The following is a 26598-nucleotide window of genomic DNA, read 5'->3' on the forward strand; positions in this document are numbered from 1 at the left end:
TTCGGATAGGAGGTTAGGATGAGGAGGATACTGCTAACAGCCTTAACTGTTTCCCTCCTTTCGTCTCCTGCCTTTGCACAGGACAACGTGGAGGCACTGAAGGCTCAGATTAGAGTTCTCCAGGAACAGATGGCAAAGCTCCAGGAGAAGTTAAAAAAACTTGAAGAGGCGAGGGGAGGAAAGGCAGTTGTAGGGGCTAAAAGCTCAATCAAGATCTACGGAAAAGTTAAGCTTGATGCCATCTACGACACCCACAACATGGGTAAGGATCAGTTCATTACCTACCTACCTAAGGGAGCAAGGGAGGATAGGGTAACGTTTAACATGAAGGATACACGCCTTGGCTTTATCATTGACGGTCCGGAAGTTGATGGCTGGAAAGTTACCGGAAGGATTGAGAGCGACTTCTACGGTAAGGGAGGAGATGACAACGGAGCTTTTAGGATTAGGCTCTCTTACATCAACTTGAACAACGGTCAGGGAACAAACGTCAGAATCGGTCAGGACTACATTCCAATTGCCTCCCAGATGGCTTCAACCCTTGACTTTTTAAGCATGGGAGCTTCCGGTAACCTTTGGGACAGGGTTCCTCAGATAACTGTTACTCAGACTTTTGACGGTGGTTTCGGAATTCTTGGAACTGCCTGGAAGAGCTCGGCAACTACAGACGGCGTAGATATGAGAATGCCCTGGGTTGGTGCTAAGGCCTTCTACAAAGGAGACCTTTTCGGTACCGGTAAGCCCCTTTACTTAGCCCTTGGAGGAGCTTACAGACAAGGTAGCGCCGAGGTCGGTGGTGTTAAGGACGACGTTAACGACTACCTTGTTGCCTTTGAGTGGAACGTTCCATTTAACCTCTTCTTCCCAATCGGAGTTAAGGGAGAGGCTTACTACGGTCAGGGATTAACTTCAAGGGATTTCCTAGTCTTTACACCTCCTCACTACAAAGATGGCAGCGACGTAGAGGAACTTGAAACCAAGGGAGGTTTCGTCCAGCTCTCAATGAAGCCTTTTGAGAAGGTCTCATTTAACCTCGGAGCGGGTATGAACGATCCGGATAACGATGGAGCGGATAAAGCAGGTGCCTATGAAAAGAACTGGAGGGCATTTGGAAACGTCCTTTACAAGTTTGCTCCCGGAGTTACCTTCGGTCTTGAGATTGACCACCAGGAAACCCTTTACGATGATGGCGTTGAGCACGGAAATAGACTGATGGCTTCAGCAATCTACGTATGGTAAATAAATCTTATGGTAAGGAGGGAGTTATGGAACTGAAGATTGCTAACCCTGCACCGCTTGGACTTTTCGGCTTTGGTATTACGACGGTTCTTTTAAACCTACACAACGCCGGTATTATTAACCTCGGAACTATGATTTTAGCTATGGGAATCTTCTACGGCGGACTTGCTCAGATAATTGCCGGAATTATGGATTTTAAGAAGAACAATACTTTTGGAGCTCTTGCATTTACGTCTTACGGCCTCTTTTGGGAGAGTTTAGTTTTCCTCCTGTTAATGAGTAAGTGGGGATGGTGGGCTCCTCAGGATAAGCTTGGAATTGTCTTCTACCTTCTAATGTGGGGAATCTTTACGTTTCTCCTCTGGATTGTCCTTTATAAAACAAAGCATGGAGCTGATATTCAGTTTGTCTTTATAACACTTTGGATTCTCTTCTTCCTTCTTGCATTTGGAGACTTTACCGGAAGTACCGCTATAAAAACAGTTGCAGGGTGGGAAGGAATACTCTGCGGTGCTTCTGCAATGTACGTTGCCTTTAAAACTCTTTTAACTGAGTCTATGGCTCAGGCTTAAATAACCTTGAGATAGGGAGGTAAAGATGGCAGAGGAGAGGTTGGATCACCTTCTGCAGAAGGAAACGGTTATCTACCCACCTAAGGAGTTTGTTGAGAGGGCAAACGTCAAGGATTACGAGGCCGAGTACAAGCGCTTCCTTGACAATCCTGAAAAGTTCTGGGCCGAGGTGGCCGAAAAGCTCTTCTGGTACGAGAAGTGGGAAAAGGTTTTAGAGTGGAACTACCCTTACGCTAAGTGGTTTGTTGGCGGGAAGACAAACATTACTGTAAACGCACTTGACCGCCACGTTAAGAACGGTAAGCGTAACAAAGTTGCCTTCTTCTGGGAGGATGAGCTCGGAAACAAGAAAGTTGTTACCTACGGGGAGCTTTACCGCCTTGTCAACAGGTTTGCAAACGCCTTAAGGGCCGCTGGAATCAAGAAGGGAGACAGGGTAGTTATCTACATGCCTCTTGTCATTGAGCAAATTGTTGCAATGCTTGCCTGTGCCCGTATAGGTGCTGTTCACTCTGTAGTTTACGCAGGCTTCAGCGTTCCGGCTCTAAGGCACAGGATTGAGGACGCAGAAGCCAAGATGGTAATTACTGCAGACGTTACAATTAGGCGTGGAAGGGCTATTCCTCTTAAGAGGATTGTTGATGAGGCCATCCTTGATCTTCCATTTGTTGAGCAGGTTGTAGTTCTAAGGAGACTTGAGCCAAAAGTTGACCTCATCGGTGAAAAGGAAGTTGACTTCTACGAGTTTATGGACGGCCACCTTGACTACTGCGAGCCTGAGGTTATGGACTCAGAAGACCCCCTCTTTATCCTCTACACTTCAGGTTCAACCGGTAAGCCAAAGGGGGTTCTTCATACGACCGGTGGTTACATGGTTGGAACTTACTACTCAATGAAGACCGTATTTGACCTGAAAGAGGACGATATTTACTGGTGTACTGCAGACCCCGGCTGGATTACAGGACACAGCTACATAGTTTACGGTCCACTCGTTGCAGGTGCTACTCAGGTTATTGCTGAGGGAGCTCCAAACTACCCAGACTACGGACGCTGGTGGAGAATCATTGAGGAGTACGGAGTAAACATCTTCTACACTGCTCCAACTGCAATCAGGATGTTCATGAGGGCTGGAGAGGAGTGGCCCAACAAGTACGATCTCTCATCCCTAAGGCTACTTGGTTCTGTTGGTGAACCGATCAACCCAGAGGCATGGCTCTGGTACTACAGGGTAATTGGTAAGGAGAAGTGCCCAATCGTTGACACCTGGTGGCAGACGGAGACAGGTTCAGTAATGATTACAACAATTGACGGCCTCCCGATGAAGCCAGGTAAGGCTGGAAAGCCTGTTCCGGGAGTTATTGCCGACGTTGTTGACAAAGAGGGTAACCCTATTGAGCCAAACAAGGGTGGATTCCTCGTCATCAGGAATCCATGGCCTACAATGATGAGGACTATCTGGAAGAACCCAGAACGCTACGAGCAGTACTGGAATACTATTCCCAACTGCTACACAGCAGGTGACGTTGCAGTTAAGGATAAGGACGGCTACATAATGATCCTCGGCCGTGCCGACGACGTAATAAACGTTTCCGGTCACAGGATTGGAACTATGGAAGTTGAGTCAGCCTTAGTTTCCCACCCTGCAGTAGCCGAGGCTGCGGTTATCGGTAAGCCAGACCCTGTTAAGGGAGAGACGATTAAGGCCTTCGTAATCCTTAAAGAGGGCTACTCTGCTTCTGATAAGCTTGTTGAGGACCTTAAGTACCACGTAAGGATGGAGCTTGGAGCTCTAGCAGTTCCTTCTGAGATTGAGTTCGTTGATAAGCTTCCTAAGACCAGAAGTGGAAAGATTATGAGAAGGGTCCTTAAAGCTAAAGAGCTCGGTATTGACCCAGGAGACCTTTCAACTCTTGAAGACTAATCCTTTCGGGGGCTTCTGCCCCCTTTTTTGTTATAATTTCAAATAAGTAAATAATGTTTGATTTAATTTACAGTTTTTAGTTAGGAAGGGAATAAAAGTAATGACTATAAATATAACTCCTCAGCTTTCTCCTACTGAAGATGCCGTTCTTTACGATGATAAAAAACACAAAGTTGTTTACCTTGGAACTAAAGGTATTGATAAAGGCTCCGTTGATGTCCTTTCTTATCTTCTGATAGATAACGAAGAGGCTATTCTTATAGACCCGGGAGGGTATTATCTGTTTCCCCATATGGTTCAGAAAGTTTCAAAGTATGTAACTTTAGACCAGGTAAAGTTCCTGTACTTCTGCCACCAAGACCCAGACGTGTGCGGTTCTATACCTATGTGGAAGGACGTTTGTCCTCAGGCGAAGATTGCTATTGGTGAACTTTGGGTAAGGTTCCTTCCCCACTTTGGCGTTGAGGATATTGAGGATAGCGTTTTTCCAATACCAGCGGAAGGGACTACCCTTCCTGTTGGAAAGTTTCACGTTGAAGTAATTCCCGCCCATTATCTCCACTCTCCCAATCACTTCAGCCTTTACGATCCAGTTTCTAAGTTCCTCTTCAGCGGGGATATTGGTATAGCTTTGGGAAACTTTAATTACTTGGTGGTCAATGACTGGATTAGTCACCTAGACTACCTTTACACTCCCCACAGGATACTTATGGCTAACAATAAAGCTCTAAGAGCTTGGCTTTCAAAAGTAAAGAAGTTAGACATAGAAGCTATCCTTCCTCAGCATGGAGCCATAATTCCTAAGAACTCTGTCGAATATTTCTTTAAGTTTCTGGAGAACTTGAAATGCGGAACAGATCTGATTTCAATTTAGAGCTCTCAAAAGCCCTTTCAGATTTAGAGAGGGGTATTCTTTCATTAAGTAGAGTTTCTGAAGTTATTGATCGTTTAGTTCCTCAGGTAGAGGATATTTTATTGACTAACAGCTCTACTATAGGTGAAAATATTGAAGAATTGAATGAAATATCAAAAAATCTTCAGGATTTTGTTGAAAGTTTCAAACCAATAGTGGAGGAAATTAGTAAATTTTCCTCTGATTATGATAAGTTGTTAATAAGCCTTAAGGAAATGAATAAACACTTAGCCGGTATAGAAGAAGTTGCGTCTCATATTGAGCTCATAGCTATTAATGCCTCTATAGAAGCATCAAGGGCAGGGGAAAGCGGTAGAACTTTTGCCATAGTTGCTAAGGAAATTCGCGATATGGCTAAGAAAACTTTTAAGTTAATCTACGAAATTCGTGATGTTGAGAAGGAACTAGAACCAATTTTAAAGAAGATTACAGATAACGTTAAAGCTATGAATGAACTTAAGGATAAGATGGATAATCTTATCGTTAGTATTAATAGGGTAATATCCGTTTCAGAGGAACTTAACAGGATAAATACTTCCCAGTCAAAGGTTGTTCTTGAACTTAAAGGTCTTACTGGGGTCTCAGCAGCTATTCAAAAGGTAGTTTCAATACTATCTGCTGCTAAACGCCGTTTTGCTGATGCATTTACTTCACTTTTCTCTTACTTTAAAAAATCTTGTTGATTAATTTTCCTTAATTAGTATTAAGTCCACCGGTTCTCCTTCCTTCATAAATTTGACTCCTGAAGGGACAACCATTAATCCTGTATCTCCCGTCATTGCAGAGAGGATTCCAGACCCCTGCCTCCTAAGGGGAATAACTCTGTATTCCCTTGAGTTTGGGTCGTAGGTGTATTTACACCTTGCAAACTCTGTTCTATCGGATTTTCTCCTTTTAAAGTCTTTAATAAGAATTCCTTTAACTTTCTTCCTAAAAGTTTTCTCTGCTCCTAACATTTTCTTAATGAAAGGATAAACGAAGTTGTTAAAGCTTACTACTGTGGAAACTGGAAATCCCGGGAGAGCAAAGATGAACTTATTCCCCTTCCTGCCGAAAAATACCGGTTTACCCGGCTTCACCTTTACCTTATAGAAGAGGGTTTCAACTCCTATTTCGGGAAGTATGTCCCTTATGAAGTCGTAGTTACCCATTGATATTCCGCCGGAGGTGATGACTAAATCGCAAAACTCAAGGGCTTGAGTTAGCTTCTCTTTGGTTTCTTCCCTATCATCGTCAATGCGGCCAAGGTAGACCGGTTCACCCCCTGCTTCTACCGTAAGGCCGTAAAGGGTGTAGGCGTTTGAGTTCCTAATTTGGGAAATCTCTTTTAGCTCTTCTCCAGGCTCTACTATTTCGCTTCCGGTTGTTATTATCCCCACCTTCGGTTTTACCGAAACCTTTACGCTGGTCCTGTTAACGGAGGCAAGTATTCCCATCTCAATCGGCGTTATGTAAGTCCCTCTTTTTAAGAGGACCGTTCCCCTTTTGTAGTCTTCTCCCTTTTCCCTTATATTTGAACCTCTTGGAAAGGTTCTCTTTATAGTTACAAATCCGTTGTTTTCCTCTGCGTATTCAACAGGAACTACCGTATCACAGCCCTTAGGGATGATAGAGCCTGTAAAAATCCTTACTGCTTCTCCCCTTTCTAGGACTGAACTTGGAACTTTGCCTGCCGGGATGTCCTCAGTAACCTTAAGTTTTACAGGAACCTCCTCTATATCGTCAAACCTTACTCCATATCCGTCCATTGCGGAGACGGGAGCGGGAGGGTTATCTCTATCTGCTAGAACGTCTTCTGCTAAAACTCTGTGAAGTGCGCTGAAGATGGGAACTTTCTCTGAAGGAAGGAGCCTAGCTTGGGAGAGGACAATTTCCAGAGCTCTTTCAAAATCTATGTAAACGTTATCCATTACTCCTCCCTTATTACTCTGTCTGGTCTGTTGAATATGTTTAACCTTCCTGGCCTTGCGTAACATATGAGTGTAACGTCTGCCCTCTTAGCGATTTCAAGGCCGAGGGAGGAGGTAGCCGTTCTTGAGATCACAATGGGAATTCCAATCCTTGCACACTTTAAAACCATGTCGGAGGTAAGCCTTCCCGTTGTGTAAATCGCTCCTCTAGGAGGTAACTTTTTAAGAAGTATGGCTCCTACAACTTTATCTACTGCGTTGTGCCTTCCAACGTCTGCGTAAAAGGCTTCAAAGCCCCTTTCAGACCAGAAACCGCAGGCATGGGCGCAGTGGGTAAGGTTTCCTACCTCGTTTCTCCTGAGGGTTTCCTTTATCAGTTCGTCAATCTCAGAGAGCTTTATCCTATACTCCTGGACACCTTCAAAGGGCCTTTCCAGCATGTCCCTTGAAATTTTCCCGGTTCCACCACAACCGGAGGTAACGATTACTTCCTTTTTTTCAACTTTTTTGTTCTTCGTATAGACGAAGATTCCCCCCTTTTCACATACCCTCACTCCCTCTATATCCTCAGGTTTCTGTATGTATCCCTGCGAAAAGAGGAAACCTATTCCAAACTCCTCAAGGTTACAGGGGAGAACCATTGAACTTCCTATGAGCTGGTCGTTTAAGAAGACTTTATAGGGAACTTCGGTAACGACGAACTCCTCAAGCTCAAATTGGCTGTCTGGGACTATTTCTAAGGTTTTGTGTTTTGAGTATAGGTCCATATCGGGTTTTGCCTCTTTTTTACTTAATTTAAAAGCCGAAAAGGTTTTTTGTTACTTTTTCGTACCCTTCTTCTAAAAGTCTAATATCTATGTAGGGGGTTGCCAAGTCCTCAACTAATGGTGAACAGGTTTTTCCTTCATCACTTAGGACTCTTTCGTCAACTGTCTTAATGTAGTGCTTACACTTGTTGCATATATCAACCCTTATGTGCTTATCCTCCTTTGATTCTGGAATGAAGTAGTAGTGTTCTTCAAGGTCTTCGTTTCCGCAGTTAGCACATACGTCCCTTTTGATCGGCCACTCCCCGTAGCAAACAGGGCAGATTAAGAACCTTTTACCCTCTTTTTCCTTCTTAAGGTAGCCGATTAGAGCTTTTGAGCCACAGTAAGGGCAGTTTGTACTTTCAAAATCTTCAGTTAGTTGCTCTTGAAGTTTCTTTGAAACGGGAGAAAGTAGGATTGGAGTAACTGAGAGGACCGATAGGCGGAGGAATTCTAGAGGTACGTCTGGAATCTCTTTCCCTTCCAAAAGGTAACCTGTTAAGGATTCCTTTACTTTTTCAGGGCTAAAGTACCTATTTCCTTTTGCTTTCTTTGCGCTTTCTTTCATTTGAGGCGTTCCAAAGAGGGATATAAACTCAAAGAAATCTTCAAAAAGTTTAGAGATAGTTTCACTTTTTATTTCCTTTTCTATTATCTGGATGAGGGGTTTTTCCACTGCTAGTGAAGCTGGAAGTTCCTCGTAGTTAATTCCTGTCCTTTCAAATGAGGTCCTCTGAAATTCAAGTATGTTCTGGTAAAGGTCAAGTATTTCCTTTGCTATAGAATTTTCCCTCTTTAGTTCTTTTATCCTTCTAAAGGCTGTTTCAAAATCCACGGTTACCTCCTGGGTTTATAGGTGGTAGCCCGGGTGCCCGGGCTACACTAAAGATCTAAAGGATTCCCTTCTCTTTAAGTTCTTTGTACCACTCTGGGTTGTGAACCTTTATGTAGTCTTCGCTGACCTTTCCGTTAATCATGGCCCATATGGTTCCTGGGTTGGCGATGGTGGCTAGGTAGAAGTGGATGATAACAAAGGATATCCAGAGGACTCCTACTACAAAGTGGACTACTAGGAAGAGAGCTCTAAGGTCTTTTGAGACCAGGTCGTACATGAGGCTGAATCCTGTTACTGCCATTACTATTAGAGCTATGAGTCCGAACCAGTAGAAAATCTTCTGCCCTGCGTTTACCCTACCAGCCGGGGCGTGGGTTTTGTGGGTAGGGTCTAGGTAGCCTCCAAGTTTAGCAAGCCACTTGAAGTCGTAGGGTTTAAAGGTGCTTTCGGGAAGGAGTTTCAGGAATAGGAGGCCCCCACTTATAGTTAACACCCATCCGAAGAACTCGTGGACCGATTTAACGTTTTTCATTGAGCCAAAGAGGAACTCTCCAAGTCCGTTCCACTTGTAAGCTAGCGAAAGGCCCGTTATTGCAAGGACTATGAATGATATTAGGTGTATGAAGTGGAGCAGTCTCGTGAGAGCTCCGTACTTTTCAACGTACCTTTTAGTTCCTTTTCTTATGGCTTCTGAAGCGGTGGCTAGCATAACTCCCTCCTGTTAAGCTGGTTTAACATAAAGGGGGACTCCCCTTTCTGAGTAGTAAACGACCTTGTAGGGACACACTTCAACACACTTATTGCAGGCTATACACCTGATGTCGTTAAACTCAACGGAACCGTCGTCTTTAGGTTTTATTGCTTCGGTTGGGCATACGCTGATACAGGGTTTTTCAGGACACTTTTTGCAGAGCTCTACGTACTTCTCAAATAGGATTCTCGGCTTGTTGAACCTTATGAGTGCGTGAACTAGAGTTACTGTAATCAGAACCAGTGCGAAGGTCTTGTGAACGGACATGGTAAACAGTGTAAGTTTCGGGGAGAAGTTAGACCTAAATATAAGGATTAGTCCCGTTGGAACCATGATCGTTAAGGATAGGAAAACGAACCAGTAGAATAACCTCTGGAAGAGGGCTTTAGGTGTTAGATTCCCTCTAATTCCCACGTCGGGTAGGATTTTTAGGCTGAGGTAGGTGTTTGTAAATAGGTATACCCATGCGGTAATCTTGTGAACCAGTTCGGCGTTCTTCTTCCCGCCGAAGAGAACCTCAAATAGGTTCTTCCCCTTAATCATCAGGGCCATTCCCGATAGTCCCATTATCACAAATGCTAGGGCGTGAACCGCATGGGTATACTTGTGCTTAACGGCCAACTTTACTTCTCCTCTTCGTTAGATGTGATTTCCTCAACCCTCTTTGGTCCTATCGTTACGTAGTGGAAGAGAGCTCCAAGTGCAGACGCTCCGATGGCCAGAGCTCCAAGCGGACTGAATACCTCCTTCCACCATACGACAGACTGGGTGTGCTGTGGTTTGGGAGGAATCCAGGAGTACTTGTCAGGTGAGAAGGGCAGAACGAGGATTACGTTGGTCTTGTAATCCCCTACTCCGTAGGCGTTAGCTTCTGAAAAGCCTTTCTCTCTTAGTTTTTCAACCCTCTTTAGAGCTTCCCTTTCTAGCTCCTCTCTCTCTCCGTACTTTAAGGCCCCCGTAGGGCATGCACTAACGCAGGCCGGAGCTAGACCGTTGTCTATCCTGTCAATACAGAAGTTACACTTGTAGGACTTCTCAGTCTTCTCATCTATGTGGGGAACTCCAAATGGACAGGCATCTGCACAGTTTCCGCATCCAATACACAGGTCGTGATTTACGAAGACTACGCCGTCTTTCCTAACAGTCATTGCTCCTGTTGGGCAAACGGCGGCACAGTCCGGGTTTTCACAGTGGAAGCACGACTGCCTGTTAAAGAGCCACATTGGGTATCCGTCCTCTTTAAGGTGCTCGTCAAACCTGATAACTAGCCAGGTTTTTGGAGAAAGGTCCTTAGGGTTCTGGTAACTTCCCCAGTTGTGGGTTTTCTCTGCAGGTAAGTCGTGCCACTGCTTGCAGGCTCCCTGACAACCCCTACATGCAGTACACTTACTTGCGTCGTAGAGGATTGCCTTTCTCTTTATATTTACGTCAACCAAAGATAGGTCGGAGTTTTTATTCATAGTTCCGCTAATCATCTTTACCTCCCCAATTTAGCTTTAAAAAGAGGGAGGAGGGCACCCTCCTCCTTAAGCCTTTTCCACGTCTACGAGGAATCCCTTATACTCAGGAATCATCGTGTTTGGATCCCCCCAGTGGGGTGTTGCTTTGTTGGCACTATCGCCCGTAGAGAGTCCCCTGTATCCCCAGTGCCACGGCATACCAATCTGATAGACCTTTTTACCGTTGACGTTGAGGGGCATCATCCTGTGAGTAACTACTGCAATTCCCTCTACAGTTCCCCTTGCCGATATTACCCTTACTTTATCTCCGTTCTTAATTCCTTTTTCTTTTGCAAGTTCAACTGGGATTTCTATGAACATATCTGGCATCATTTCAACGAGGTAGGGAATGTTCCTCGTTAGAGCTCCAGACTGGTAGTGTTCACAAACCCTGTAGGTTGTGGCTACGTAAGGGAACCTTGAAGAGCTGCCTTTCTTGTTCATAGGACCGTTAACGAACTTCATGCTGAGGGCAATTGCAGGGTTAAAGTTCTGTTTGGGGTGGAGTAGGTTCTTTGTAAAGGACTCAAGGGGTTCGTAGAACTCTGGGAATGGACCATCTTTAAGTCCGGGAGCCCAGATCCTTGCAACTCCCTCTGGGAGCATGATGAATGCACCGACTCCTCTCTTAACTGCATCTGGAGGAGTTGTCTTTCCGTAGTCTGGAACGTCTCCGATCCACCTTGAGCCGTCCCACCAGATAACCGGCCTATCGGGACACCAAGGCCTTCCCTTATCGTCACAGGAAGCCCTGTTGTAGAGAATTCTTCTGTTGAGAGGCCAGCACCAGGTAAACTTGGGATAGAGGCCGGTTCCCGTTGTGTCGTCTGTATTTCTCCTTTTGGCAAGGTTCCCCTCTTCTGGGAAGACTCCGCTGTAGAGCCAGTTTCCGCAGGCTGTAGAACCGTCGTCTTTAAGCTTTGTAAAGTTTGCAACCCTCTTCCTCGTCTTCCAGTCAAACCCGTTTATCTCTGCAAGGACGTCCTCTGTATTAACCTCCTCTCCGTAAGGCCAGTAGGAGTCAAGTATTGGGTCTGGGAACGTTCCTCCCTCTTTCTCGTAGAGCTCCCTTATCTTCTTAAAGAGCATGTTGATTATGTCTGCGTCGGGTTTTGCTTCACCCGGTGGGTTAACTGCCTTCCACCTCCACTGGCACCATCTTCCAGAGTTTGTTACCGTTCCCTGCTTTTCGTAACTTGCAGCTGCAGGAAGGAGGAATACTTCAGTCTTAATGTCGGAAGGATTTACTCCCGGCCTCTTCCAGAACTCAGCCGTTTCAGTCTTAAATAGGTCAACGCAGACCATCCACTTGAGTTCTTCTAAGGCCTTCCTTTCCTTGTTTGCGTTTGGCCCTCCTACTGCAGCGTTCTGCCCCCAGAGGAACGCTCCCTCAAAGTGGCCGTTGAACATCTTCTCAAAGAGGACTATGTGGGAATAGTTTTCACCGTCGTCTAACTTCGGTAGGTAGCTGTAGCAGAAGTCATTTTCTTTCTTTGCCTTTTCTCCCCACCATGCTTTAAGGAGTGAGACTATGAACTTGGGGTAGTTCTTCCAGTAGTTTACTGAACCCTTAATTAGGGGTTTTGGAGTGTACTTATCTAGGTACTGCTGGAGGGTCTGTTGAGACTCCCTTGGAGTTTTGAGGTATCCGGGTAGTATGTGGAAGAGGAGGCACATGTCTGTTGAACCCTGAACGTTTGACTCACCACGGAGGGCGTTAATTCCGCCTCCGGCAAGGCCGATGTTACCAAGGAGTAGTTGCATTATTACGAAGGAACGGATGTTCTGAGTTCCGTAGGTGTGCTGTGTTAGACCCATGGCGTACATGTGGGTCATAACCCTGTCCGGTCTTCCCGTTGAGGCGACCACTTTTGCAATTTCTAAGAACTTCTCCTTAGGACATCCCGTTATCTTCTCAACTACTTCGGGAGTGTACCTTGAGAAGTGCTTTTTGAGGAGTTGGAATACACAACGGGGATGTTGGAGGGTCGGGTCCCTCATTATTTCACCGTTTTCGTCCCTCTTATAGGTCCAGCCTCCCTTTTTCTTGTCGTACTTACCGTATGCTGAGCCTTCAAACTCACCGAGTTTTATAAAGCCTGAGAAGACTCCCTCTTCAGGGTCAAAGTCAAACTTATCGTCAACTATCCATGAGGCGTTTGTGTGGAGTTTAACGTACTCTTTGTTGTAGCTCTCAGTTTGGAGGATGTAGTTAATAAGGCCACCGACGAAGGCAATGTCTGTTCCAATCCTTATTGGAGCGTAGATGTCTGCCTTTGCTGCCGTCCTTGTGAACCTCGGGTCAACAACTATTAGCTTTGCTCCCCTCTCTTCCCTGGCCTTTTCAACCCACTTAAATGAAATTGGGTGGTTTTCGGCTGCGTTTGAGCCCATTATTAGAATTACGTCTGCGTTCTTTATGTCAATCCAGTGGTTTGTCATAGCACCACGTCCGAATGAGTTGGCCAAACTGGCCACTGTGGTGCTGTGTCATATGCGGGCCTGGTGCTCCAGGTAAACGATACCAAGAGTCCTTAGCATCTTGACTAATAGGTAACACTCCTCGTTGTCAAGGGATGCTGAACCTAGACTGGCAATTCCTTCACACCTGTTAACAACGTTTCCTTTCTTGTTCCTGGTTATGAAGGTTCTGTCTCTGGTTTCCTTAACTCTCCTAGCTATCTGTTCTATTGCCCACTCCCAGCTTACCTCTCTCCACTCAGAGGAGCCTGGGGCCCTGTAGAGGGGCTTTGTTAACCTCCTTGGGTTTTCGCTCCCTGCAAGCTGTCTTAAGGTTGCACCCTTAGAACACAGAGCTCCCCTGTTTATTACGTGGTCTGGGTCTCCCTCAAGGTTTATGACCTTGTTTGTGTGAGGGATGGAGTGGACGAGCATTCCGCATCCTACGGCACAGTAGGGGCAGATTGTTTTTGTTTCCTTTGCCTTTGTTATTTTGAGCTCCGACGCCTTAGCCTCTGCCGGCTTTAGGTCTATTCCTAGGGCCGTTCCTGCGGTGATGACCCCTGCCGCTTTTAGGAAGTTTCTTCTTGTTATTCCCATGGTACCCCCCTTTGAATTGAATAATTATATCTATATATTAGTATAAAATTCCGAATTTTTGAAGCCTAGATTGTGGGAGGGAAGTTATGGTTCCTTTAATTTCCTTTACGGGAAGCACCGATCTTGAGGGGTTCGTCTCTAAAGTCCTAGACCTTCTAAGGGAAAGAGGTTACAGGGTTGCTATTTTTAAAGAGGGTATAACGGAAATCCCCCTTGAAGGTTATAAAGCAGATGGAGTTTGTAGCCTTAATTCAGGGAAAGTTTCCCTCTCTAGAGGGGTAGATGGCTTTAACCTTAAGTACCTCTCCTTCCTCCTCTTTGACGACTACGACATCGTTGTTTGTCTTGGAGTTGAAGGTCCAGACTTGCCGAGGTTTGAGCTTCTAGATAGGGGTAAGGGGTTAGATTGCCTAAAGAGTAAAAAGAACGTTATCGGCGTTGTTTCAGACAAAGGTTTTGGAGGAATTAGAACTTTCCCTCTAGATAGACCTGAGGAACTTGTTGATTTTATAGAGGATAAGTTTATAAAGAGGAGGGAGGATTCTTTTCCGGATGAGGTGGAGCTCTTTGTGAACGGGCGTAGGGTTCCGATGAAGCACTACGTTAAAGAGACTTTGAGGGAAATCCTTTTTGGTTTTATTAAACCCCTAAAGGGAATAGACTACCCGGTTGAGAAGTTGGATATTAGGATTGTTGTCGGTAAGGGAAGAACTCCCTGATTTTCTGGGGGAGCTCCCCTCTTGCCCTCTCAACAAAGTCTTTCCAGCTTTCAAAGTAAAAGGTCTTTCCCCTTTCCACGTAGAGGACTCTATCTGCCAGTCTCTCTGCCTCTAGAGGGTCGTGGGTAATGTGTAGGATGGTTCTCTTTCCCTTTAGTTCCTTTAAGAAGTCTATTAGTTTTGTTTTAGTGAGGAAGTCTAAGGAGCTTAGGGGTTCGTCAAGGATTATTACTTCTGGATCTGAAAGTATGGCCCTTGCAAGGGCGACTCTCTGAACTTCTCCTCCTGAGACCTCAGAAGGCCTTTTAAACAGAATCTCCTTAACGTTAAACTGGAAGGCTATCTCCTCTACTTTCCTTCTATCAAACTTCTCTTTCCTTATCCTTAGGGGAAATTCTAGGTTTTCTAGAATAGACATGTGGGGAAAGAGGGTATTGCTCTGGGGTAAGTATGAAATTCTCCTCTTTTCAGGCGGTAAGTTACTTATATCTTTACCTTTTAGTATAACTTTGCACCTATCGGCCCTCTCTATACCGGAGATGACCTTTGCTATCATGCTCTTTCCGGCGCCGCTTCTTCCTAGAACTACTACGTATTCCTTCTCCTTTACTCGGAAGTTGGCTTCAATCTTAAAGGACTTCAGCTTCTTTTCAACCTTTACCTCAAGCAATCCTCTTCTCTCTCCTGTACGATATTGACAGCAGGATGATAAAGATGATGAGACTTATGCATATTACTAAAACGGCAATTGGAGTGGAGTTCTTGAGCCCGTAGTCCTCAAAGCGCTCGTACATGAGGACAGGGGCGGTTATTGGGTAGTAGGCTATTATGAGGATAGCTCCTACCTCGCTGATTGAACGGGCAAATGAGAGGATAGCTCCCCTGAGGATGTACGGAAAGGCGAGGGGGAGGATAACGAACTTAACTACTTGGTAGGGGGAAGCTCCCAAACTCCTTGCGGTCCATATTAGCTCCTTGTTTATTGAGCGAAATCCCATTAAAGAGGAGGTAATTGTGTAGGAGATACTTACAAAACACATGGCAATTATTATTCCGTAGATCGTATCAACGAAGCTGATTCCTAAGCGGGAAAAGAACTTACCTAAAGGGGAGTTTGAGTTTAGAAGTTCTAAGAGTGTTATCCCGACTGCAACGTGGGGAATGACTATTGGAAGGTTTATGACGCTCTCAACAAGTTCACTGTACTTAGACTCGGTTTGAAAGAGGAAGTAGGACGTAGGCACTCCCATTATTAGACCTACTATAGTGGCAAAGGTCGCTCCCTTTAGACTTGTAAATATGGCTTTCCATACCTCTCCGTCTTTTAAGGTATTTTTAAAGTTTTCCGGATCTAAGGAGATAAAAACGTTTAAGATTGGAAGGGCTATAAAGGTAAGGCAAGTAAGGGTTAGTGTAATAATTAAAAGATAGAGCCACTTAGGGTTTTTCATTTTTCCTCTTTGGATATCCTCCTAGGAGGGTATAGGGCCTTTTGGTAGCAACTTCTTATAATCTCTGCTCCCCTTTCTGAGGTTACAAAATCCTCCCACATCTTTGCCTCCTTTGGGTGGGGAGCGTTTTTTAGGGTTGTAATACCGTAGGCTATAGGTTTGCCTGTAATTACTCTACCGTTTCCAAGTACCAACTTAACCTTTGAGTAGTACTTCCTCAGGCTGAAATCTGAGAGGTTTATCTCCCTTGGAAGTTCCACGTACTTTAGTCGGTGCTGGAGTGCTACGCTCTTATACTCTACTACGTAGTCAACGGAGCCGCTCTCAAGTAATCCTAAAAGCGCAACTGCCTTTGGGCGAATAAAGAGCTTATCTCCCACCTTCCTGAAGTTCTTTGGAACTACGATTTTATACCCGTTTGGCTCTCTCTCTACTTTAACGTTTGTACTTGTTTTTAAGAGCTCCTCATAAATGGGTTTTTTATAGTAGTCGGAGGCCAGGGCAATCATAATTAAAGTTCTATAACCACAGGGGTCTAAATTTGGGTTTGAAAAGCCCCACTTAACGTCTTTTCTCTTTAAGATCTCGTACCAGTTGCTTTGGTTGATTTTGTCGCTGTACTTTGACTTAGGCGTATAGCAGATTACGAGTTCGTTTGTTGCAAATACTTTAACGTGGTCGGCATAGTTGGGAAACATGAACTTTGGAATTAGGGAGTAATCTGCACTGGCTACTACATCACACGGTTTGTGGAGGTCAATGACCTTCCTAATGGCCTTTAAACTTCCGCTTGATTCCCTCCTTACGTCAATGTTGGGGTGTTCCTTCTCAAACTCCTCTTCCAGCTTCTTGAAAGGAACGGAGAGGCTTCCGGCGTGGAAGACTATTAAAGGGGTCTTCTCTCCTCCGTAGCTGCTATTTAGAGCTAATAGAGTTAATATTAAAAAGGTTTTTAGAACCTTTTTCAACCTAGCTCCCTAATTCTTAAAGCGTTCAATTGTTTTTTTAACTTCATCAAGGGAGAAAATTCCGCTCCACCTCTTAATCTCTCTTCCATCTACTTCCAGAATTACTGTTGGAGCTGAGAAAATTAGCTTTTGGGCAGCTTCTTGAGGGTTTTCCTCTATTTCTACTTCTCTAAGCTCAACTTTGAGCTCTTTTACTATCTCCTTAAGTTTTGCCCTTAAGGGAATACAGACTTTGCACTTTTTAGAAGAGTAGAGGATTAGTTTCAACCTATCCTCCTTCCGTCTTTTTCCGGCCTTTCCTTTATTACAAAGTATATGGGATGTTCGTTTTTAATGTTCAGTTCTTCCTTTATCTTTTCCAGTTCCTTTTCCGCACTTTCTGGTTTTCTGTGAACTATTAGAATTCTCAGAGTTCCTGTTCTTTCCTTTCCTTTAAGGGAATTTCCTGTAAGGTAAACTTCAACGTTTCCTAACTTCTCCTTTAACTTCCTAACGAGTTCCTTTAACTTTAAAAAGCTCTCCTCCTTTAAACTTTCACTTACTCTTAGTCTCCAATCAATGTATGGAGCTATTTCCCTTTTGGTTAGGGTTCTATAGGCTATTTCAAATATGAAAGTTCCAATCAGCATTAAAGTTAAAGATTTTAGGGATTCGGGGCTGTTTTTTAAGTTAAAGCTTACTAAGACTATTCCTGAAAAGGCGCACATTATAAATCCGATAAAGGATATCCACCTGTTTGAGTTTGTGTAATTGGCCAAACGGAAATTTGCAAGGTTAACCGCAGAGAAAATCAAAAGGAAGCCGAAGCTCCCTGCTATTGATATGTTTTCAAGGTTAAATGAAACTGCAAAGAGTATAGTTATTATGGATAGGATAAGGAGACCCTCTGTCCCTTCTTTCCAGACCTTTTTACTGAAGGAACGGGGGAGGGCTCCAAGCTTTGCCACTAAGTAGCTTACCCTTGCGCTTCCGTATAGGGTAGCGTTAATTGCACTTGCCGTTGAAAGGAGCGCAGCTATTCCAACTAAGGTAAACCCTAACTTACCTAAAAAGGGTTCTGCTGCAACGGCTAAAGCGTAGTCTTTGTACTTTATTACGTCCTGGTAGCTAAGGTTTGAAACTGCTACTGCGCTTACAAGGCAGTAAACGGTAATAACGGTTAAAACGCTTGCGTAGTATGCTTTAGGAAGTGTTTTTTCCGGATCTTTAACGTCCCTTGAGGTGTTTGCGATTAGCTCAAAGCCTTCGTAGGAGAGGAAGATTATCAGCCCTCCTACCAGTATTTTCAGAAAACTTTCCCAGTTGTTTGGAGATAGTTTAGAGAAATCTCCAGTTAAGAATCCTAGAGCTGAAAATAGAAGGAGGATTCCAAGTTTCATAAAGACCATTGCGTCTTCAACTTTTCCACTAACGTAAGCTTCGAGGAAGTTAAGGAGTGCAAAAAGGAGATGACTCCTGCAATTAGGAGTTTTTTTATCAATAAGATTTCCTTTCCAAATAGTAGTGCTGAACCGTAGCTGCCAAAAGCGTAGGAGTAGAGGGCTAGCATTATTATGTAACTTGCTAAGAGCAAAGTATTAAGGTAAGACGTAAAGAGATTATTACCGAATCCCCTTACAAGGAACTCAACTGTTCCTCCTTCACTTGGGTAGCGGACTGAAAGCTTTGCGTAGGAGTAAGCTGTTAGGAGGGCTATAAAGCCTGCAATTAGGAAGGCTACAGGTGCAGCCCCCTTTGCAAGGAGAATTGTTAAACCGAGGACGGCAAAGATACCGCCCCCGATCATTCCCCCTACTCCTATTGAGTAGGCTTCCCAAAAGCCAATTTTCCTATTCATTGTTCTCTCTTTTTGAGGAGAAGCTTAACTGTTCCATATACGCACTTGTTGTATGGAACGTCAATTCCCTTTTCCTTTGCCTTTCTTATCAGAGCTCCAGTTATCCCTTCAATCTCTATAGGTTTTCCTTTTTCGTAATCTAAGAGCATGCTTGTTTTGTAGTTCATAAGGTCTGGGGAAGACTTTAAGTATCCCTCAAGGGTCTTCTCCTTGAGCTTTACACCGTAGGCCTTAGCGACTTCTATACACTCTAACATTAAGTTTTTTACTATCTCGTAGGTTTCCGGTTGGGATAGGATCTCCCCTACCGTTGCTCTTGTTATTACTGAGTAGGGGTTAAAGGCTACGTTCCACATTAGCTTTTTCCACAGGGTATAGTTTATATCCCTTGAGACCCTTGCCTCAACTCCGCACTTTTTAAGCTCTTCAACAAGTTTTTCAACCCTTTTTGAGGGCTTCCCTGAGAGTTCCCCAACTTCAAGGAGGCCTGCCGCCTCGTGAACCACCACTCCCGGCTCTTTGACGTAAGTTCCTACAAAGGCCGTTGCTCCTAAAACTCTCTCTTTACCAACGTACTTTGCAAGTATTTCTTCATTCTCTATTCCGTTTTGGACAGAGATTACAACTGTGTTTTCCTTGAGTAGGGGCTCTATCTGAGGTGCTACCTTTTCTGTATCGTAGGACTTAACGCATACTAAGACTGCGTCAACCTTTCCGGCCTCTTTTGGGTTGTCTGTAAATACTACTCTTGGAGGCTCTTCCTTAACAGTAAACTCGCCATACTTGTAGCTTTTAACCTTTAAGCCTTTCTCTTTCATTGCCTTTAAGTGCTCCCCCCTTGCTATAAAGACAACCCTGTGGCCGCAGCGGGCAAGGAGGGAGCCGTAGAGGCTACCAACCCCACCGGCTCCAAATACTGCAAACTCCATCTATATCTCCTGAACTGCTCCTTTTGATGCTGAAGTAACGAACTTTGCGTACTTACGAAGGAGCTTTGACTTAATCTCCTTCTGCTTTGGCTTAAAGTTCTTTAACCTCTCCTGCAATTCCTCCTCGTTTATTAGGAGTTCTAACCTCCTCTCTGGAACGTTTATGTGTATCTTGTCCCCGTCCTTAACGACTCCTATGGGGCCTCCTTCTGCTGCTTCTGGAGAGATGTGGCCTATGCAGGGGCCGTGGGTTCCTCCTGAAAACCTTCCGTCTGTAATTAGTGCAACGCTCTCTCCAAGCCCCATTCCCATAACTGCAGCAGTAACTGCAAGCATCTCCCTCATTCCGGGGCCACCCTTTGGCCCTTCGTACCTTATTACTATCACATCGCCGGGCTTTATCTGACCGTTCATTACGGCCTTCATTGCGTCCTCTTCACACTCAAAAACCCTTGCAGTTCCGGTAAAGACTCTCATCTTCTCGCTGAGAGCTCCCTGCTTTATAACGGCTCCGTCGGGGGCGAGGTTTCCGTAGAGGATTGCTATTCCTCCCTCCTTGCTGTAAGGGTTGTCAACCGGCCTTATAACGTCTTCGTCCCAGATCCTTCCCATTGAAGCTATCTCTTTTATGTCTAAGCCTGAAACTGTTGGGGAGTTCTCAAGCTTTTCAGTTAGCCTGTTGAGGACTCCGGGAATTCCACCGGCGTAGTGGAGGTCTTCCATTAGGTACTTTCCGCCAGGCCTCATTGAGCAGATCTTTGGAGTTTCCCTTGAGAGTTGGTCAAAGAGCTTTATGTCAAAGGGGATTCCTGCTTCGTAGGCAATTGCAGGTAGGTGAAGAACTGTGTTTGTTGAACCTCCGAGGGCAAGGTCAACCCTTATTGCGTTCCTGAAGGCCTCTGGAGTTAGTATGTCCCTTGCTTTAATTCCCTTCTTTACTAGCTCTACGATTTTCTCGCCGCTTGCCTCGGCTATTCTCTTCTTCTCTGCCAGCGGTGCTGGTGAGGTTCCGCAGTAGGGTAGGCTCATCCCGAGGGCTTCTGTTAAGCAGGCCATCGTGTTTGCAGTGAACATTCCCTGGCAGGCACCTGAAGATGGGCAGGCTGCTCCCTCAAGCTCAAGGAGTTCCTCTAGAGTAATTTCGCCAGCCTTATACTTTCCAATTGCTTCAAACGTATGGGTAACGAGGTCTAACCTCTCCTTTCCTCTCCTTCCTGCAAGCATCGGCCCTGCAGTTACGACAATTGCCGGAAGGTTTAACCTTGCAGCGGCCATCAACATTCCTGGTGTAATCTTGTCACATGCAGTTAGTAGGACTAAACCGTCAAGCTGATGGGCTGTTGCAACGTCCTCTATTGCATCTGCAATAATTTCCCTTAAAGGTAGGGAGAACCTCATTCCCTCGTGTCCCATTGCTATTCCGTCGCATACTGCAGGGACCCTGAAGATAAATGGGGTTCCCCCTGCTGCGGCAACTCCCCTTTCAATGAACCTTTCAAGTGAATCCATATCTGCGTGGCCAGGAACCAGGTCGGTCCAGCTTGACACTATTCCAATTAGCGGTTTCTCAATGTCCTTTCTCTGAAGGCCGGTGGCCATCATGAGAGCTCTTGCCGGCAGCTTTTCAAATTCCCTCAGGGTGTCGCTTTTCATTTCTCGCTCTCCTCCTTCGCTTTTTTCATAAGGAGTAGCATCTCGTCCCTAAGGCGCAGTCTCTCCTTCTTTAACTTCTCAAGCTCAACCTCTTCCTGTGGAGTTAAAACCCTCTTCTTCTCCATCTTGTCAATTATGTCATCAAGCTCCTGGTGTTTTTTCTCAAGGGTTTTAAAGTGGTGAAACTTCTCCCTTGCAAGGGCCTTGAGGTTTTCGTCTCTCAGCATCTCTTCCTCCTAAATATTGAGTTTAAAGACTAAAGCGTCTTCATCTTTGTAGTACCCTTTTCTCCTTCCGACTTCCCTAAAACCGAAGGATTTGTAAAGGTTTATTGCAGGAGTGTTTGACTTCCTTACTTCTAAAAAGAGCTCTTTAACTCCCTCTTCTTTAATCCCTTCTATGAACTCCTTTAAGAGCCTTTTCCCTACTCCTTTCTTCCTCAATTCCTCCTTTACTGCTATCCTGTTTAGCTCTCCAGTCTCACCGACGACCCAGCCGAAGACGTAACCTACAACTTCGTCACCTTTCTGGGCTACGAAAATTCTGGTAATTGGCAGGGTAACCTCCCTCAGTAGGAGCTCTTTAGAGTAGGGCTCTTTGAAGCACTCACTCTCTAATTTTAGTATATCCGGTAAATCGCTTTCTTTAAAAGGCCTTACCAGGAGGTTTTGCATCGTGTTCCCTTACGTAGTGGAAGGTGAGTGGTGAGAGCTCCTCCTTTGGGAGTGATAGGAGCTTAACTGCGAGGAGAGTTCTTTCTTCTACTGATTTTATTCCTTGAGGTACTTTAACTTCACCTTTGTAAACTATGAGGGGATTTGTGATTTCTTTTACCTTACTTATCAGTTCATCCAGTCCAACGTCTAGAAACTCCCCTCCTACTTTTGCGTAGACCCTTTCCCTTCTTGCTGGGATTACTGGAACTGGAGTGAATCCAATTTCTTCGTATCCCCACATTAGGGCGTCAAGGGTCGTTGCCGATAGAACTCTAATTCCGCAGGCTTTAAATGCCTTCCCTACAGTAACTGAGAGCCTAACTCCTGTAAAGGAGCCTGGGCCTGATGATACGACGACTTCCTCTATTTCCTCCTTCCTTACTCCCGCAAGGTTTAGGGCTCTTTCAATTTGAGAGTAAACTACTTCTGCATGGAGTTTTGGTCTGTTCCACGCTATCTCGGAGAGGAGACTTCCCTCATTTTCAACAGCAATACTCCCCTCAGGGAGGGATAGGTCTACTGCTACTCTAATCATGCTGTCTTTATTACCCTTACCAGAATCGGTTTTCCTTTTTCATCAACGTCAAGTATTTCAACTTTAACGTTCGCTATGTCAATAGTTTTCCTCTTTTTAAGGACTATTCCCCTTTCCTTCGCAATCCTTTCGATTAGGTCAATTAAGTACTTATCCTCTTCAAAGGGAATGTGGACGTCAAGCATCTCGTTGAGGGACTCAATTGTTATGTAGGGGTCAATAATTATCGCAGTTCCGGAGGGTACGCCCTTAAGGGTTAGGAATTTCCTTATGAAGAATAAGATTAGGAGGGAAACTGTTCCTAGGAAGACGTTTTTAAAGTCATGGCCAGCGATTATTATTTCCCTTGCTATTGCGATTAATAGGACATCAAAGACTATTCTCGGCTGGTGTTTTACGAGCATTATGATGAGCTCAACGACAATTACGAACATTAAAAGTGGCGAAATTATCTCCTTAAGGCTTTCTGTTGCATTTCCTCCCGGTTCTGAGAAAATGAATTTTTCAAGTTGTAGGATTTCAGGAGTTACCAGTAAGAATTCGAAAAAGAGGATAGCAGAGATAACTAATAAGGCTACAGTTATTGCTAAGAGGAAACTTTCAGATGCCTTTATTAGAACGTGCTCAAACCTCTTTACTAAAGTCATCATATATTCAATCCCCCTAAGTACCAGTTTATTATCCTATCTCCAAAGAAGAGTGAAATCAGGGCTCCAACGGATATGAATGGGCCGAAGGGAATGGCTGCTCCCTTCTTTTTTAAGGTTAAGAGCCCGTATAGAGCTCCTACCATTGAGGCCAAAAAGAGGGTTAGGAGCACCTTTTCCCACCCTAGGAAAGCTCCAACTACTGCCATTATGTTTGCGTCCCCGTAGCCCATTCCCTCCTTTCCTGTAAATACGAAGTAAGTCTCTATTATAAATAGGATTACTCCTGCTCCGAGTGATGCACCGAAAATGGCCTCTTTGAAGGAGTGGTTTTCGGTAAATAAGAATAGAAGGATTCCTGAAACCAAGGCGAAGTAGCTGAGCTTCACTGGAACTTCCATAGTTTTCATGTCTATAAAAGAGACGACTATTAAGTAGTAAACGAGAATTAAGTAGTAGAGGGAGTCAAAGGATAGATCGAAATTGCATACTACTGCGGCAGTTAAAGTTCCCGTTAGGAGTTCTACGATAGGGTAGATGGGAGAGATTTTCTTACCGCAGTTTCTACACTTTCCCCTTAAAATTATGTAGCTTAATACGGGAACGTTGTCGTACCACTTAATCCTACTTCCACAGTTAGGACAGCTTGAGGGGGGCCAGAGGATAGACTTCCCTTTAGGAATCCTGTATATGCAGACGTTTAGGAAACTACCGAAAATCAGTCCGAAGAGGAATGCAACCAAGCACAGGAACATTAGTGGGTCTCCTTTGGAGCCGATTTAACGAACTTTACAAGGCCTTTTAGGAAATCCTTCCACTTTAGGACGGCAGGTTTTAGCCTTTCCCTTAAAACTTTTAGGGCTTCATCCTCTTTCCCTTCGTATAGGAGGTCATCAAGCTCAAAGACTGCATCCTCAAGCTTTGCTATCTCCTCCTCTATTCCCTCGTATATTGGAAGTATTCTCGCTCCTGAGTCAACTAGCTTTACGGTCCAGTCAAGGGAATCAAGTAAGTTGTGGAGCATTACTTTTGCCAGTTCTGGCCTTTCTTTCCAGTCCTGATATATCTGCTCTATTGAGTTTGCCATACCATCTAGGGCTAAGAGTGCAAGTTCAATCTGCCTGTTAACCATGTTTGTTGAGTGTTCTGTTACTATGTTGAGGTCTTCAAGGTTCTTTACTTCGTCAACCTTTACAGGGTGGAGCTTCTCTCCCTTTAACTCAACGTGCTTTATTGAGCGCTCTGGAAAGAGGTACCTGTACTCTATTAGCCTTAAAAGGCTTGATGTCGGCAAGTTCTTGAGCTTTCCCTTTAGCTCAAACTCAATAGGTTTTCCGTCAACCTTTACTCTCACTTTCCTCTTTTCCTGTGACATTTTCCCTTAAGACCTCCAGAGCTTCCTCTTTTGATAGTTTAATTGCCTCTCTCCTCCCTACAAAGATGGAGGAGAGGAACTTAAGGAGCCTTTCATTTCCCAGTGGAAATTTAACCTTTGATACTATCTTAACAATAGCCGAAACTTCCCTCTCCAGTGCCTTAACTGAGTCGTGTCTGAAAGATAGGGCCTCTTTTAAAGCTTCTAAGTACTCTCCCATTCCCTCTCTTATTCCGTTTATTAGGGCAATTTCGTTTGGGATCTTTAAGAGCTCCCCGGCTACTGCAAGTGCGTTACTCCTCATATAACCTAACCCTTCAATGGAGGATATCAGAGAGTACTTAAAGGGAACCCCTCCCCTAACCATCATTATAACCCTGTGGAGGGTGTCAAACTCAAAGAGGTTTAACCGGCACAGGAGTTGGCCTAGGAGGGAGCTCTCAGGTGAGAGGTTTGAAAGTTCCCCCGGAGGCCTTGCAACGTTTTTGTAGTAAAAGAAACCTCCCTTTGCGTAGAATATGAGGACTTCTGAGTTGTCCTTCACTCTCATATTTGTTTCCGTTTCTATCTTACTGATGATCTTCCCCGCCTCTTCTAAGAACCCTTTTCCTGTAAAGAGTGTAACTGTTTTTGGGTTAAACTCCCTCCTTATAAAGGGCCTTACCGTAAACAGGTAGCCGACAGTTGGGTCTTCACTCCTCAGCTTCTCCGTTTCCTTTAACCTCTGTCCAAACTCAATAAAGCAGTAGGGGGAAACGAAGGAGGAGACGAGGAGTTTAGTTAGGGAAGTTGGCTTTGTGTTTTCAAGGAATCCTAGAGTTTGGAGCTCCTCTAGTATCTCCTGGAGTTCCTTAATGAGGAGGGGGTTTCTCTTGAGGCTGAAGAGCTCCTTTACAGCCTCTTGCCACCTTTGACCGTACCTTACAACTGGACCTAGGAGCATTAAGCTTAGAACGGACTTCTTCCTGTTTGGACAGGCGCTTCCCTCCCTTACAAGGCCTTCAGATAGGGCGGTTTCAAAGGGCTTTTCCATCTCTTCCTTAAGTGCTTCCTCGATGGCGTTCTCCTTTGCGCCTGTAACGATAAGGTAGGAGTAGCCCTTTTTAGAGAGGCCGAATCTACCGGCTCTCCCTTCCATCTGGAGGATCGTTAGAGGGTCTGGGAAGAACCGGTAGCTGTAAGTAAACCTGTCAAAGTTTCCCCTTATGAAGACTACTACGTTATCTGCCGGAAGGTTTACTCCGTAGGCCAAGGTCTGCGTTGCGTAGAGCCTGTTTAGGTCTCCTTCCTTAAACTCCTTCTCTATCTTTTCTCTCTCTTCTTGGGGAACGTCTGCGTTGTGAAAGGCAACCTTTTCTCCCTTCCTTTCAATTGGAATGAAGGGAAGTGTTTCGTTTAAAACTTCCTTTCCAAACTTTGAATTTTCAACTAAAAGGGCCTGCCAACCTAAGTCTTTCCTAGGAACGAAAACGAGGCTTTTACCCTTTAAATTTAACGTCTCAACGGCCGAAACTACCTTCTCCTCAGGAGTGTCTGTCGGTAAATTACTCTTCTTTAATAACTTCCTGAGGTTAAAGACTTTCCTCTCAAGGGGAACCGGCCTCCACTTGCTCTCTATAAAAAGTTCTGCCCTTATCCACTTTGCAAGCTCGGTAGCTCCCGGTATTGTTGCTGAAAGGAGGAGTAGGGGGACTTCCTCACTTAAAGCGTAAGAGACGAGCTCCTCAATTACTGCACCCCTTCCTTCATCCCTAATAACGTGAACCTCGTCAATTACGATGGCTCCTGCTTCTTCAAACCACTTTGCCCTATTCCTTGCTGCTGAAATGAGGCTTTCGTAGGTGCAGACGACTGCCGGCTGGTCTATTTCACTTAACTCTTCAATTAAGTCTCCCGTTCTTACTCCAACCCTTTTGAAAAATGGCTTAAATTCCTTAAACTTTTCCCATATTAAGGAGCGTGTAGGGGCTGTATATATGAACCTTCCCGTCCTGTTCTTTAGGAAGAATAGGAGGGAAATTAAGCTCTTTCCTGAGCTTGTAGGAGAGGACACTAAAGCGTTTCCTTCGCTGTAGTGGCGGTAGAATACCGATTGAATGGGGGTTAAACTCCCGTAGGGAAAGGGGAGGTTTTCTTCCTTCACTTTCACGAGGGGTTCGTGAATGCTTTTCCCGTCTAAAAGGTAGTCAACGTGGCCGGATTTACCGTCAAATTCTGAAGATTCTAAAACTTGAATAGTTTTCATTTCTCGGAAATCTC

Annotated in this window: 26 protein-coding genes and 1 pseudogene; 6 read left to right on the forward strand and 21 right to left on the reverse strand. The window is 44.8% G+C overall.

Annotated features, from left to right (window positions below; all coding sequences use genetic code 11):
• Positions 1 to 18 precede the first annotated feature (18 nt).
• From C7457_RS01610 to C7457_RS01630, 5 genes are all read left to right on the forward strand, one after another.
• Entirely contained in the window at positions 19 to 1239 is a 1221-nt protein-coding gene (locus tag C7457_RS01610) for a DcaP family trimeric outer membrane transporter (RefSeq protein ID WP_121169694.1), read from the forward strand.
• Between the two features lie 26 nt (positions 1240 to 1265).
• Positions 1266 to 1811 (forward strand): acetate uptake transporter, encoded by a 546-nt coding sequence (locus C7457_RS01615; protein ID WP_121169695.1) that lies wholly within the window; start codon positions 1266 to 1268, stop codon positions 1809 to 1811.
• Positions 1812 to 1836: 25 nt separating this feature from the next.
• Positions 1837 to 3732, forward strand: a complete 1896-nt coding sequence (gene acs, locus C7457_RS01620; RefSeq protein ID WP_121169696.1) for an acetate--CoA ligase — start codon at positions 1837 to 1839, stop codon at positions 3730 to 3732.
• Between the two features lie 100 nt (positions 3733 to 3832).
• Positions 3833 to 4606, forward strand: a complete 774-nt coding sequence (locus C7457_RS01625; protein WP_121169697.1) for an oxygen-binding di-iron domain-containing protein — start codon at positions 3833 to 3835, stop codon at positions 4604 to 4606.
• The gene (locus C7457_RS01630) at positions 4579 to 5328 is read left to right on the forward strand and encodes a methyl-accepting chemotaxis protein (RefSeq protein ID WP_121169698.1); all 750 of its coding nucleotides are present in this window, start codon (positions 4579 to 4581) and stop codon (positions 5326 to 5328) included. The genes C7457_RS01625 and C7457_RS01630 overlap by 28 nt, the downstream gene beginning before the upstream one ends.
• On the opposite strand, the gene C7457_RS01635 is transcribed toward C7457_RS01630, so the two are convergent.
• The 7 genes from C7457_RS01635 to fdnG are packed head-to-tail and all read right to left on the reverse strand — an operon-like array spanning position 5329 to position 13509.
• Positions 5329 to 6555, reverse strand: a complete 1227-nt coding sequence (locus tag C7457_RS01635; protein WP_170137321.1) for a molybdopterin molybdotransferase MoeA — start codon at positions 6553 to 6555, stop codon at positions 5329 to 5331. It lies immediately after the preceding gene.
• On the reverse strand, positions 6555 to 7322 hold the full coding sequence (gene fdhD, locus C7457_RS01640; protein WP_121169700.1) for a formate dehydrogenase accessory sulfurtransferase FdhD: 768 nt from the start codon (positions 7320 to 7322) through the stop codon (positions 6555 to 6557). Before fdhD ends, C7457_RS01635 begins: the two co-directional genes overlap by 1 nt.
• A gap of 28 nt (positions 7323 to 7350) precedes the next feature.
• Positions 7351 to 8199, reverse strand: a complete 849-nt coding sequence (locus C7457_RS01645; protein ID WP_121169701.1) for a formate dehydrogenase accessory protein FdhE — start codon at positions 8197 to 8199, stop codon at positions 7351 to 7353.
• A 55-nt stretch (positions 8200 to 8254) separates the two neighbouring features.
• On the reverse strand, positions 8255 to 8908 hold the full coding sequence (locus C7457_RS01650; RefSeq protein ID WP_121169702.1) for a formate dehydrogenase subunit gamma: 654 nt from the start codon (positions 8906 to 8908) through the stop codon (positions 8255 to 8257).
• Positions 8909 to 8920: 12 nt separating this feature from the next.
• On the reverse strand, positions 8921 to 9571 hold the full coding sequence (locus C7457_RS08880; protein ID WP_121169703.1) for a 4Fe-4S dicluster domain-containing protein: 651 nt from the start codon (positions 9569 to 9571) through the stop codon (positions 8921 to 8923).
• 2 nt (positions 9572 to 9573) lie between these two features.
• Positions 9574 to 10425 (reverse strand): 4Fe-4S dicluster domain-containing protein, encoded by an 852-nt coding sequence (locus tag C7457_RS01660; RefSeq protein WP_121169704.1) that lies wholly within the window; start codon positions 10423 to 10425, stop codon positions 9574 to 9576.
• Positions 10426 to 10476: 51 nt separating this feature from the next.
• Entirely contained in the window at positions 10477 to 13509 is a 3033-nt protein-coding gene (gene fdnG / locus C7457_RS01665) for a formate dehydrogenase-N subunit alpha (RefSeq protein WP_121169705.1), read from the reverse strand.
• 86 nt (positions 13510 to 13595) lie between these two features.
• Here fdnG and C7457_RS01670 point away from each other — a divergent pair, with 86 nt between their 5' ends.
• On the forward strand, positions 13596 to 14228 hold the full coding sequence (locus C7457_RS01670; protein ID WP_121169706.1) for a molybdopterin-guanine dinucleotide biosynthesis protein B: 633 nt from the start codon (positions 13596 to 13598) through the stop codon (positions 14226 to 14228).
• Here C7457_RS01670 and C7457_RS01675 read toward each other — a convergent pair.
• The 14 genes and pseudogenes from C7457_RS01675 to C7457_RS01740 form a co-directional block, all read right to left on the reverse strand.
• Positions 14194 to 14898: an ATP-binding cassette domain-containing protein gene (locus tag C7457_RS01675; RefSeq protein WP_121169707.1), complete on the reverse strand. Its 705-nt coding sequence runs from the start codon at positions 14896 to 14898 to the stop codon at positions 14194 to 14196. The genes C7457_RS01670 and C7457_RS01675 overlap by 35 nt on opposite strands.
• Positions 14891 to 15679 carry an ABC transporter permease gene (locus C7457_RS01680; RefSeq protein WP_121169708.1) on the reverse strand — a complete coding sequence of 263 codons (789 nt, stop codon included), beginning with the start codon at positions 15677 to 15679 and terminating at the stop codon, positions 14891 to 14893. The genes C7457_RS01675 and C7457_RS01680 overlap by 8 nt, the downstream gene beginning before the upstream one ends.
• Positions 15676 to 16647, reverse strand: a complete 972-nt coding sequence (wtpA, locus tag C7457_RS01685) for a tungstate ABC transporter substrate-binding protein WtpA (RefSeq protein WP_121169709.1) — start codon at positions 16645 to 16647, stop codon at positions 15676 to 15678. Before wtpA ends, C7457_RS01680 begins: the two co-directional genes overlap by 4 nt.
• Before the next feature lie 9 nt (positions 16648 to 16656).
• Positions 16657 to 16914: a thioredoxin family protein gene (locus C7457_RS01690; protein ID WP_170137322.1), complete on the reverse strand. Its 258-nt coding sequence runs from the start codon at positions 16912 to 16914 to the stop codon at positions 16657 to 16659.
• Positions 16911 to 18484, reverse strand: a pseudogene (locus C7457_RS01695) (APC family permease). Before C7457_RS01695 ends, C7457_RS01690 begins: the two are co-directional and overlap by 4 nt.
• Positions 18481 to 19413 carry a ketopantoate reductase family protein gene (locus C7457_RS01700; protein WP_121169711.1) on the reverse strand — a complete coding sequence of 311 codons (933 nt, stop codon included), beginning with the start codon at positions 19411 to 19413 and terminating at the stop codon, positions 18481 to 18483. The pseudogene C7457_RS01695 and the gene C7457_RS01700 overlap by 4 nt, the downstream one beginning before the upstream one ends.
• Positions 19414 to 21066, reverse strand: a complete 1653-nt coding sequence (gene ilvD, locus C7457_RS01705) for a dihydroxy-acid dehydratase (protein WP_121169712.1) — start codon at positions 21064 to 21066, stop codon at positions 19414 to 19416. It lies immediately after the preceding gene.
• Positions 21063 to 21293: an HP1242/YdcH family protein gene (locus C7457_RS01710; protein ID WP_121169713.1), complete on the reverse strand. Its 231-nt coding sequence runs from the start codon at positions 21291 to 21293 to the stop codon at positions 21063 to 21065. Before C7457_RS01710 ends, ilvD begins: the two co-directional genes overlap by 4 nt.
• A gap of 9 nt (positions 21294 to 21302) precedes the next feature.
• Entirely contained in the window at positions 21303 to 21740 is a 438-nt protein-coding gene (gene rimI / locus C7457_RS01715; RefSeq protein ID WP_121169714.1) for a ribosomal protein S18-alanine N-acetyltransferase, read from the reverse strand.
• On the reverse strand, positions 21712 to 22317 hold the full coding sequence (gene tsaB, locus C7457_RS01720; protein WP_121169715.1) for a tRNA (adenosine(37)-N6)-threonylcarbamoyltransferase complex dimerization subunit type 1 TsaB: 606 nt from the start codon (positions 22315 to 22317) through the stop codon (positions 21712 to 21714). Before tsaB ends, rimI begins: the two co-directional genes overlap by 29 nt.
• Positions 22314 to 22967 carry a hypothetical protein gene (locus tag C7457_RS01725; RefSeq protein ID WP_121169716.1) on the reverse strand — a complete coding sequence of 218 codons (654 nt, stop codon included), beginning with the start codon at positions 22965 to 22967 and terminating at the stop codon, positions 22314 to 22316. Before C7457_RS01725 ends, tsaB begins: the two co-directional genes overlap by 4 nt.
• Complete coding sequence (locus tag C7457_RS01730; RefSeq protein WP_121169717.1) at positions 22964 to 23719, reverse strand: prepilin peptidase; 756 nt, start codon at positions 23717 to 23719, stop codon at positions 22964 to 22966. Before C7457_RS01730 ends, C7457_RS01725 begins: the two co-directional genes overlap by 4 nt.
• Positions 23719 to 24339, reverse strand: coding sequence for a DUF8042 domain-containing protein (locus C7457_RS01735; RefSeq protein WP_121169718.1), 621 nt, complete (start codon positions 24337 to 24339; stop codon positions 23719 to 23721). Before C7457_RS01735 ends, C7457_RS01730 begins: the two co-directional genes overlap by 1 nt.
• Entirely contained in the window at positions 24302 to 26584 is a 2283-nt protein-coding gene (locus tag C7457_RS01740) for a DEAD/DEAH box helicase (protein WP_121169719.1), read from the reverse strand. Before C7457_RS01740 ends, C7457_RS01735 begins: the two co-directional genes overlap by 38 nt.
• Between the last annotated feature and the right edge of the window lie 14 nt (positions 26585 to 26598).

Source organism: Thermovibrio guaymasensis (assembly GCF_003633715.1).
Classification (GTDB): domain Bacteria; phylum Aquificota; class Aquificia; order Desulfurobacteriales; family Desulfurobacteriaceae; genus Thermovibrio; species Thermovibrio guaymasensis.